This is a genomic window from Streptomyces sp. MS191 (genome assembly GCF_008042125.1).
In the GTDB taxonomy this organism is placed as follows: Bacteria; Actinomycetota; Actinomycetes; order Streptomycetales; family Streptomycetaceae; genus Streptomyces.
In genome coordinates this window covers 2603712-2613243 of record NZ_RDBI01000040.1, presented here as the reverse complement: position 1 = coordinate 2613243, position 9532 = coordinate 2603712, and the positions used below count along the sequence as shown (strand labels likewise).

Annotated in this window: 10 protein-coding genes; 3 read left to right on the top strand and 7 right to left on the bottom strand. The window is 70.4% G+C overall.

All coding sequences use genetic code 11. The features are described 5' to 3' along the window. On the top strand, positions 1 to 1174 hold a 1174-nt coding region (locus EAO71_RS19080; protein ID WP_147979387.1), incomplete at its 5' end, for a peptidoglycan D,D-transpeptidase FtsI family protein. 153 nt (positions 1175 to 1327) lie between these two features. Next, the gene (gene pknB, locus EAO71_RS19075) at positions 1328 to 3292 is read left to right on the top strand and encodes a Stk1 family PASTA domain-containing Ser/Thr kinase (protein WP_147978814.1); all 1965 of its coding nucleotides are present in this window, start codon (positions 1328 to 1330) and stop codon (positions 3290 to 3292) included. 85 nt (positions 3293 to 3377) lie between these two features. Here pknB and EAO71_RS19070 read toward each other — a convergent pair whose 3' ends face one another. The 6 genes from EAO71_RS19070 to EAO71_RS19050 form a co-directional block, all read right to left on the bottom strand. After that, a complete protein-coding gene (locus tag EAO71_RS19070) occupies positions 3378 to 4061 on the bottom strand; it encodes a class E sortase (RefSeq protein ID WP_147978813.1) in 684 nt (227 codons plus the stop codon). Between the two features lie 38 nt (positions 4062 to 4099). Beyond that, a complete protein-coding gene (locus EAO71_RS19065) occupies positions 4100 to 5419 on the bottom strand; it encodes a class E sortase (RefSeq protein WP_147978812.1) in 1320 nt (439 codons plus the stop codon). Next, the gene (locus EAO71_RS19060; RefSeq protein WP_147978811.1) at positions 5416 to 6054 is read right to left on the bottom strand and encodes an aminodeoxychorismate/anthranilate synthase component II; all 639 of its coding nucleotides are present in this window, start codon (positions 6052 to 6054) and stop codon (positions 5416 to 5418) included. Before EAO71_RS19060 ends, EAO71_RS19065 begins: the two co-directional genes overlap by 4 nt. After that, positions 6051 to 6212, bottom strand: a complete 162-nt coding sequence (locus EAO71_RS37770) for a hypothetical protein (RefSeq protein ID WP_187282707.1) — start codon at positions 6210 to 6212, stop codon at positions 6051 to 6053. Before EAO71_RS37770 ends, EAO71_RS19060 begins: the two co-directional genes overlap by 4 nt. Positions 6213 to 6276: 64 nt before the next feature. Next, a complete protein-coding gene (locus EAO71_RS19055; RefSeq protein WP_147978810.1) occupies positions 6277 to 6984 on the bottom strand; it encodes a class E sortase in 708 nt (235 codons plus the stop codon). Positions 6985 to 7071: 87 nt separating this feature from the next. Further along, complete coding sequence (locus EAO71_RS19050; RefSeq protein ID WP_147978809.1) at positions 7072 to 7839, bottom strand: DUF881 domain-containing protein; 768 nt, start codon at positions 7837 to 7839, stop codon at positions 7072 to 7074. Positions 7840 to 7979: 140 nt separating this feature from the next. Here EAO71_RS19050 and crgA point away from each other — a divergent pair, with 140 nt between their 5' ends. After that, positions 7980 to 8234 carry a cell division protein CrgA gene (crgA, locus tag EAO71_RS19045; RefSeq protein ID WP_137988265.1) on the top strand — a complete coding sequence of 85 codons (255 nt, stop codon included), beginning with the start codon at positions 7980 to 7982 and terminating at the stop codon, positions 8232 to 8234. 282 nt (positions 8235 to 8516) lie between these two features. Here crgA and EAO71_RS19040 read toward each other — a convergent pair whose 3' ends face one another. After that, a complete protein-coding gene (locus EAO71_RS19040; protein WP_147978808.1) occupies positions 8517 to 9383 on the bottom strand; it encodes a rhomboid family intramembrane serine protease in 867 nt (288 codons plus the stop codon). Positions 9384 to 9532: the final 149 nt, after the last annotated feature.

Genomic DNA, 9532 nt, shown 5'->3' with positions numbered 1-9532 from the left:
CAACCAGATCGAGAAGATCGAGGACGGCATCCTCACCGGCAACGACGACCGGCTCTTCTTCGACCGCACCATGGCGATGTTCACGGGCGAGAAGAAGAAGGGCGGCGACGTCGTCACCACCCTGAGCGGCGCCGCCCAGAAGGCCGCGTTCAAGGGCCTCGGCGACAAGACGGGCGCCGTCGTCGCCCTGGAGCCGTCCACCGGCAAGATCCTCGCGATGGCGTCCACCCCCTCGTACGACCCCTCCTCCTTCGCCGGCTACTCCGGCGACGACGAGAAGGCCTGGGTGGCCCTCGAGAAGGACAAGAACAAGCCGAAGCTGAACCGGGCGATCCGCGAGATCTACCCGCCCGGCTCCGTCTTCAAGGTCGTCACGGCCGCGGCGGCGCTGGAGAACGGCAAGGTCACCGACATCAACGCGGCGACCGACACCCCCGAGGGCTGGAAGATCCCGCTCTCCACCAAGCCGATGGTCAACCACGCCCAGGGCTGCGCCAACGCCAGCCTCAACCGGGCCCTGGAGATCTCCTGCAACTCCGTCTTCGCCAAGCTCGGCGACGACGTGGGCCGCGACAAGATGGTCGAGACGGCCGAGAAGTTCGGCTTCAACGCCGAGCAGTTCACCCCGGTCCGGTCCGCCGCCTCCGTCTACGACAAGCAGGCCGACCGCGGCGGCAACGCGCTCTCCTCCATCGGCCAGTTCAACACCGCGACGACCCCGCTGCAGATGGCGATGGTCGCCTCCGCGATCGCGAACGACGGCAAGCTCATGAAGCCGTACATGATCCAGGAGCTCCGCGCCCCCAACCTCGACGTGCTCAAGAAGACCGAGCCCGAGGAGATGAGCCGCCCGGTCTCGCAGCAGAACGCCCAGCTCATCCAGACCATGATGGAGAACGTCGTCACCAACGGCACCGGCGGCAACGCCGACGTCGGGATGGACGGCGTGAAGGTCGGCGGCAAGACCGGAACCGCCCAGCACGGCGCGAAGAACGCCAAGCGTCCCTACGCCTGGTTCATCTCCTACGCCAAGACCTCGCAGGGCTCCCCGGTCGCCGTCGCCGTCATCGTCGAGGACTCCGAGGGCACCGACCGCGAGGACATCAGCGGTGGCGGCCTCGCCGCCCCGATCGCCAAGGCCGTGATGAAGGCGGTCCTGAAGAGCAGGAGCTGACCCCACGGCCGGGCACCGGCCAGGTACCGGTCAGGTATCAGGTGCCGGTCACGGGCGGAACCCCTTCCCGTGGCCGGTAGCGTATGCGCGAACAGCACACCGCCGGACCACACACGGGTGCGGTCGGGACAGACGGAGAGGGCTGGATCAGTTATGGAAGAGCCGCGTCGCCTCGGCGGCCGGTACGAGCTGGGCTCGGTGCTCGGCCGTGGTGGCATGGCGGAGGTCTACCTCGCCCACGACACCCGGCTCGGCCGCACCGTCGCCGTGAAGACGCTGCGGGCCGACCTCGCCCGCGACCCGTCCTTCCAGGCCCGGTTCCGCCGTGAGGCCCAGTCGGCCGCCTCGCTCAACCACCCGGCGATCGTCGCCGTCTACGACACGGGCGAGGACTACGTCGACGGCGTGTCCATCCCGTACATCGTGATGGAGTACGTCGACGGCTCGACCCTGCGCGAGCTGCTGCACTCCGGGCGCAAGCTGCTGCCCGAGCGCACGCTCGAGATGACGGTCGGCATCCTCCAGGCCCTGGAGTACTCGCACCGCGCCGGCATCGTGCACCGCGACATCAAGCCGGSSAACGTCATGSTGACGCGCACCGGCSWGGTCAAGGTCATGGACTTCGGCATCGCGCGCGCCATGGGCGACTCCGGCATGACCATGACGCAGACCTCGGCGGTCATCGGCACGGCGCAGTACCTCTCCCCGGAGCAGGCCAAGGGCGAGCAGGTCGACGCCCGCTCCGACCTGTACTCCACCGGCTGCCTGCTCTACGAGCTGCTCACCGTCCGGCCGCCGTTCGTGGGCGACTCGCCGGTCGCCGTCGCGTACCAGCACGTCCGCGAGGAACCGCAGCCCCCGAGCAACTTCGACCCCGAGATCACGCCCCCGATGGACGCCATCGTCCTGAAGGCACTGGTCAAGGACCCCGACTACCGTTACCAGTCCGCGGACGAGATGCGCGCCGACATCGAGGCCTGCCTCGACGGTCAGCCGGTCGCGGCCGCCGCGGGCATGGGAGCCGTGGCGTACGGCGGCGGCTACGGCGGCTACGCGCCGGACGACCAGCCGACGACGGCGCTGCGCCAGGCCGACCCGGCCGGCCAGACCTCGATGCTGCCGCCCATGAACCCGGACGACGGCGGCTACGGCTACGACGACCGCCCCGACCGCCGCCGCCAGAAGAAGTCGAACACCTCGACGATCCTGCTGGTGCTGGCGGGCATCCTGGTGCTGGTCGGCGCGATCCTGATCGGCCGGTCGCTCGTCAGCGGCAAGGACGGCGCGGACCAGGTGATCGTGCCGCAGTTCGTCGGCAAGACGCTCAAGGAAGCCGAGGGTCTGGCGGTCAACAGCCAGGTCAAGGTGGCCTCCAGCGGCACCGAGCGCTGCGACCAGCCCAAGGGCACCATCTGCAAGCAGACGCCCGCCGCGGACGGCACGAGCAAGATGAACGTCAACGAGACGATCACGGTCACCCTCTCCGAGGGCGCCCCGCTCATCGAGGTCCCGGACGTCACCGAGAAGTCCCGCGAGTCCGCCGAGCAGCAGCTCAAGGACAAGGGCTTCACGGTCGAGGTCAAGCAGGAGGAGTCCGACGAGGATCCGGGCACCGTCCTGAAGCAGAAGCCCGAGGGCGGCTCCCAGGCCGAGAAGAACTCCACGGTCGTCATCACGGTGGCCAAGCAGGAGAAGTCGCAGCTGCCGGACGTCACCGGACGCCCCTTCGACCAGGCGGTCCAGGACCTGAAGCTGCTCGGCTTCACGAACGTCGCCCGCCAGGAGGTCGACAACGACCAGCCCGCCAACACGGTCGTCGGACAGACCCCGAACGGGAACACCAACCAGGCCAAGGACGTCCAGATCACGCTGAAGGTCTCCAGGGGCCCGCAGCAGCCGACCGGACAGCCGGTGCCCAACCTGTTCGGCCAGACCCTGGACCAGGCACGCCAGACCCTCGCCGCCGCCGGCTACCAGCTCGGCAACGTCGACGGGTCGAACGACGGCAACGCCCGCATCCGGGAGCAGGACGTCCCGGCCGGCACCACGGGCCAGCCGAACCAGGCGATCAACGTGAAGACGTTCGGCGGGAACAACAACGGCGGCATCTTCGACTGACGCCGCCCGACCGCACCACGGGAAGAGCCCCGGCATCCTGGATGCCGGGGCTCTTCCCACGTACGCCCGCAGGGGCCGCGCGCCGTCAGCGCAGCTCCGCCGGAGGGGTGCGGTCGTGGTCGACCTTCTCCGTGCGCTCCAGTTCGCCCCACACGATGTAGCGGAAGTCCGAGGTGTACATCGGCGTGCACGTCGTCAGCGTGACGTAGCGGCCCGGCTTGGTGCGGCCCGACTCCTTGGGGACCGGCTGCAGGACGTCCACGTTGTACTTCGTCGTCGAGGGCAACGTCCGGTAGACCTTGTAGACGTACCAGGTGTCCCGGGTCTCGAAGACGATCGCGTCGCCGTTCTTCAGCTTGTGGATGTTGTGGAACTTGGCGCCGTGTCCGTCGCGGTGCGCCGCGAGCGTGAAGTTCCCCTGCTTGTCCTGCGGGAGGGCCGACTTGACCGGGTCGGTGTAGTAGCCGGCGACACCGTTGTTGAGGACGGCGGTGTCGGTGCCCTTCTTGACGAGTATCTCGTCGTCGTCCATCGCCGGGACGTGCAGGAAGCCGATGCCGTCCTTGGTGTCCAGGGCCCCCGGGCCGCCCGCGCCGGCCGCCCAGTGGTCGCGGACCTGGTCGCCCTCCTCGTCGGCCGCGCGGTCGGCCAGGACGTTGGTCCACCACAGCGAGTAGACGACGAACAGACCGAGGACGAGCCCGGCCGTGATGAGGAGCTCGCCGAGGACGCTGATGAAGCCTGCGATCCGGTTGCGCGCACGTGCCACTACGTCGTCCCGTCTGGAGGGGTGGTGATCTCAGCGCCTCAGCCTACGAGGGCATCGGGTCTTCCCTTGCTGCGCGGGCGCTCCTCGACCATCTTCCCCCAGACGATCATGCGGTACGTGCTCGTGAACTCGGGGGTGCAGGTCGTCAGCGTGATGTAGCGGCCGGGCCCCTTGAAGCCGGAGCCCTCGGGCACCGGACGGATCACCGAGACGTTCGCCGGGGAGGTCTGCGGGAGGATGCTCGCCATCTCGTACGTGTAGTACGCGTCCCGGGTCTCGACGACGATCGGGTCGCCCGGCTGCAACTGGTTGATGTAGCGGAACGGTTCGCCGTGGGTGTTGCGGTGGCCGGCCACCGCGAAGTTGCCCTCCTTGTCGGCGGGCATCGCCGTCTTGAGGGTGCCCTCCGCGTAGTGGCCGACCATGCCCCGGTCCAGGACCTTGGGCTTGCTGATGCCCTCGGCGATGGGGACGACCACGTCCAGCTTGGGGATGTACATGATCGCGAAGCCCTGGCCCGGCTCGAAGGCGGCCGGGACGTCGCCCTTCTTCTCCTGCGACCAGTCGTTCTCGATCTGCTGCTTGGCCCGGTCGGTCTGCTGCCCGGCGCGGACGTTCGTCCACCACAACTGGTACGTGACGAACAGCAGCATGACGACGCCGAAGGTGATGAACAGCTCGCCCACGACGCGGCTGGCGACGACGCCGACGCTCTCCTTGCGGGCCCGGGCCGCCCGCCGGGCCTCGACCCGCGAGAGCGGGGCCGCGGGCGCCGCCGGGGCGGTCGCGGCCGCCGCCGGCGCGGCGCGCCTGCCGCGGCCCTTGGCGGCCCGCCGGCGCTCGGCCCGCCCCGGGCCCGGCTCGGGCGCTGGAGGCCGCTCCACGGACCGCAGAGCCATCGTCTCGTCGTGGGGCTCGTAGGGCTCCTGAACGGCCGGTATCGGCTCGTACACGGCCTCGGGAGCCGTCGTGCCGTACGCGGCCTCGGGGGCCGGCGGCTCGTACGCCCGCTCAGGGGTCCGCGGCGCGTACCCGGCAGCGGTGGCCGCCGGCTCGTACCCGGCGGTGTACCCGGGCGCGGCCGCCCCCGTCCCGTACTCGGGCTGTCGCGGCAACGGCTCCGCGGAGGCGGGCGGGTACGTGCCCTGGTAGGTCGTGTCGGTGTACGCCGCGGCGTCGTAGGACGGCGACGGCGTCTCGTACCCGCCGGCCGTGTGACCGCCCGCGTATCCGGCCCCGTAGGCCGTCTCCGGGGACGCCTCGTACGCCGGCTCGGGCACGGACGCGGCCGCGCCGCCCGGTTCCGGCTCCCCGTCCGGCGGGTCCGTCGCCCGGAACCAAGGCGACCCCGCGGTCACGCGACGGCCTTGCCCACCACCGGCGCGAGGCCCGCCGACCGTCCGACCGCCCCCTTGTCGCCGCACTGCTCCAGCCAGTTGGCGAGCATCAGGTGGCCGTGCTCGGTCAGCACCGACTCGGGGTGGAACTGCACGCCCTCGACGGCCAGGTCGCGGTGGCGCAGCCCCATGATGATGCCGTCGGCGGTCCGGGCGGTGACCTCCAACTCGTCCGGCAGCGCGGCGGGCTCGGCGGCCAGCGAGTGGTAGCGGGTCGCGGTGAACGGCGAGGGCAGCCCGGCGAAGACGCCCTGGCCGCCGTGCGTGACGAGCGAGGTCTTCCCGTGGAGCAGCTCGGGGGCGCGGTCGACGACTCCGCCGTAGGCGACGGCCATGGATTGCATGCCGAGGCAGACGCCGAAGACGGGCACGCCGGTTGCGGCGCAGTGGCGCACCATGTCGATGCAGACACCGGCCTGTTCGGGCGCTCCGGGGCCGGGCGACAGCAGGACGCCGTCGAAACCGTCCTGGGCGTGGCCCAGTTCGACCTCGTCGTTGCGGAGCACCTCGCACTCGGCGCCGAGCTGGTAGAGGTACTGGACGAGGTTGAAGACGAAGCTGTCGTAGTTGTCGACGACGAGAATCCGCGCGCTCACTGGCCGTCCACCGTCACATCGTTGAACGGAAGCAGCGGCTCCGCCCAGGGGAACACGTACTGGAAGAGCGCGTAGACGACCGCGAGGACGAGTACGAGCGACAGGAGTCCCCGCACCCACGCGTTGCCCGGCAGATGCCGCCAGATCCAGCCGTACATGACGTCCGCTGCCCCTTCCGTTCGTTACGGCACCCAGAGTACGGGTCGATGTCCCCGCGAGGTGTCAGCTGCCCAAAGACGGCGGCTTGCCCTGTGTCACAGGCCGGGTGGCGTCCAGATGGGCCCAGACGACCAGCCGGTGGCTGCTGCCCCACTCCGGGTCGCAGGTGGTGAGGGTCAGGTAGCGGCCCGGCCCGTCGTAGGGGGCGGCGCCCTTCCGCAGCGGCGCGGGCACCGGCGCGATGACGCCGGTGTCGGTGGGCAGCGTCCGGTACGGGGCCCGGGCGACGCGATAGGTGTACCAGGTCGTCCCGTCGGTCAGGACGACGGCGTCACCGGCGCGCAGCCGGGGGAAGTCCTTGAACGGATCTCCGTAGGTGCGGCGGTGGCCGGCCACCGCGAAGTTGCCGGTCCCGCCGAGCCGGGCGCCGGTGGCGTAGTGGCCGAGGCCCTTCTTCAGGACGCCGGGCCCGGTGCCCTCCAGGACGGGCCACTCCCAGTCGCGGCCGAGGCGCGGGACGTACATGACGGCGATGCCCCGGCCGGCCTCGAGGCGCCGGGCGGGTGCCGGGTCGGGCGCGGAGGGCGTGTCCGGTGCGCCCGCGGCGGGCCGGTCCCGCCATTCCCGGTGCAGCGTGTCGATCTGCCCGGCCGCGGCGCCGTCGGCCTTCACCCCGGTCCACAGGAGCACGTAGACGACGAAGAGGACGATCAGGGATCCGGCGGTGAGGCACAGCTCGCTGAACGTCCTCACGATCAGTCGCACCGACACCGGCCGGACCTCCCCGCGGCTGGGGCCTGTCCGGACCCGGGACGGTCCGGAGCGTCCCGCCCGGCGGCGCCGCTCTCCGGAGAGTCCTCAGCCCACAGGCTTCGCGTAGTGGAGATCCACTGTGCCCGAGTAGCCGGGCAGAGTCACCGCCCTGTGCTCGTCGACTTTCCAGCCGAGCCCGTAGGCCTTCACGTAGAGCTGGTAGTTCTGGATCGCCGGGGAGTCCGTGAGCGCCTTGTTCAGCCGGTCCCGGTCACCCACCGCGGTGATCTTGTACGGCGGGGAGTAGACCCGGCCCTGGAGGATCAGGGTGTTGCCCACGCAGCGCACGGCGCTGGTCGAGATGAGCCGCTGGTCCATGACCTTGATCCCCTTGGCGCCGCCCTTCCACAGGGCGTTCACCACGGCCTGGAGGTCCTGCTGGTGGATGACGAGGTCGTTGGCCTGGGGTTCGGGGTAGCCGGGGGCCGCCTGGGCGTCGGCCGGGGCGTCGTCGAGGGTGACGGTCAGCCCGGGGCCGGAGGTCTCGGTCGTCCCCGCCGCCTCCTCCAGGGCGTGCAGCCGGGCGTCCTCGGCCCTGGTGGAGCCGTCGTCGCGGGCCGCCAGGGAGTCGACCTGGTCGCGTACCGCCGCGGTGGACTCGTCCAGGCCGGCGTTCTTGTGGCTGCGCTCCTCGATCAGGTCCGAGAGCCGCAGGAGCGAGGCGTCGGTGCGGAGATTGGTGCCCTTGGCGGTGATGAAACTGGTGACGAAGATCAGTCCGGCGAGGGCGAAAACGGCAGCGGTGAGCAGCCGGACCGGCCGCCATCGTCCTGGTCGGCCCGGTCCGGAGGGAGAGTCGGCGGAATTGCTCAACGTACCCTGATCCCCTTCGGTGCCGCGGAAGCACTACGCTAACGGACGCCCGGGGGACGCAGTGGTCCTCCTGCGTCACATCCCGGCGCCAGCCACAGTTATCTGCGCGGTCACGCAGCGCATCGACAGGAGAGTCCCTCGTGCCGAAGTCACGGATCCGCAAGAAGGCCGACTTCACGCCTCCGCCCGCCAAGCAGGCCACCAACATCAAGCTGACCAACCGCAGCTGGGTGGCTCCGGTGATGCTGGCACTGTTCCTCATCGGGCTGGTGTGGATCGTGGTCTTCTACGTCACCGACGGCACGCTGCCGGTGAAGTCGATCAACAACTGGAACATCGTGGTGGGCTTCGGCTTCATCGCGGCGGGGTTCGGCGTCTCGACGCAGTGGAAGTAGCCCTTCCCGCCCTGCCGGTCAAGCCTTGCCCTGAGGTTATCCACAGCGTTGTGCACAGCACTGGATAACTTACGAAGATCTGTGGATAACTCACACGAGGTTGACGCCGGTGTGACTGCCGCAACCCCGTCCAGGGAGTGCCGCGCCCCTCGCCCCCGCTGGAAAACTCCAGCTCAGGGGCGAGGGGCGCAGTCGTTACCCACGGGACGCACAAGATCCGCCACGCGCTGTGGATAACTCTGGGGAAAGCTTGGCCAGGAGCTCGTCCACAGAGCCTCTCGCTCAGGTGAGCGCGGCCGAGCGGGCGAGGATCATCCCCAGATCGATCAGCAGCACCAGTCCACAGGCCGCGTACTGGACGAGGTCCCGCTTGGCCCGCGGCGCGTGCAGCAGCCCGTAGGCCACCAGGGCCCCTCCGACGAGGCCGCCGATGTGCGCCTCCCAGGAGATGCCGGGGCGGGTGAACGTCAGCAGCAGCGACAGACCCACGAAGAGGGCCACCGGCCGCATGTCGTAGCGACGGCGGCGGGCGAGCACCGCCCACGCGCCGATCAGGCCGAAGACGATGCCCGAGGCGCCCAGCGAGGGCTGGTTCGCCGCGGACAGCAGATAGGCCAGCGCGGTGCCGGAGAGACCGGACAGCACGCAGAGCACGGCGTAGCGCAGCCGCCCGAGCTCGGGTTCCACGATCCCGCCGATGATCCACAGGCCCAGCATGTTGAAGACGAAGTGCGGGATCTCCTGATGCAGGAAGGTCGCCGTCAGCAGCCGGTACCACTCGCCGTCCGCGACGCCGACGACCTCGCCGAGCCCCGGGTCGTAGGCGTAGCCGATCAGCGCCAGCTCGTCCACGAGCCGGTCGCCGACCACCTGGACGGCGATGAAGAGGGCGAGGTTGACCGCGATGAGGATCTTGGTGACGAGGCGGCCGTCGCTCGCCACGCGTCCGCCGGCGAGGGTGCGCGGCTGGTTGGCCGTGGCCGCGTGGCCGGTGCCGGAGCCGTTCCGTACGCAGTCGGGACACTGGAAGCCGACCGAGGCGGAGACCATGCACTGCGGGCAGATCGGCTTCTCGCACCGCGTGCAGCGGATGCCGGTGTCGACGTCCGGGTGGCGGTAACAGCGCGGCAGGCCGGACTCCGGCTCCATGGACGTCCTCCCGGGGAGATGGGCAGCTGGGGGTGCGCATGACACCGCCCCGCCCTCCATACGGACGAGCGGGGCGAAAAGGTTCCCCGCCCGTCCGGCGCGGCCCGGGGCGGGTGGGGGCGAGCGCCCGGGGCGGGTGGGGGCGAGCG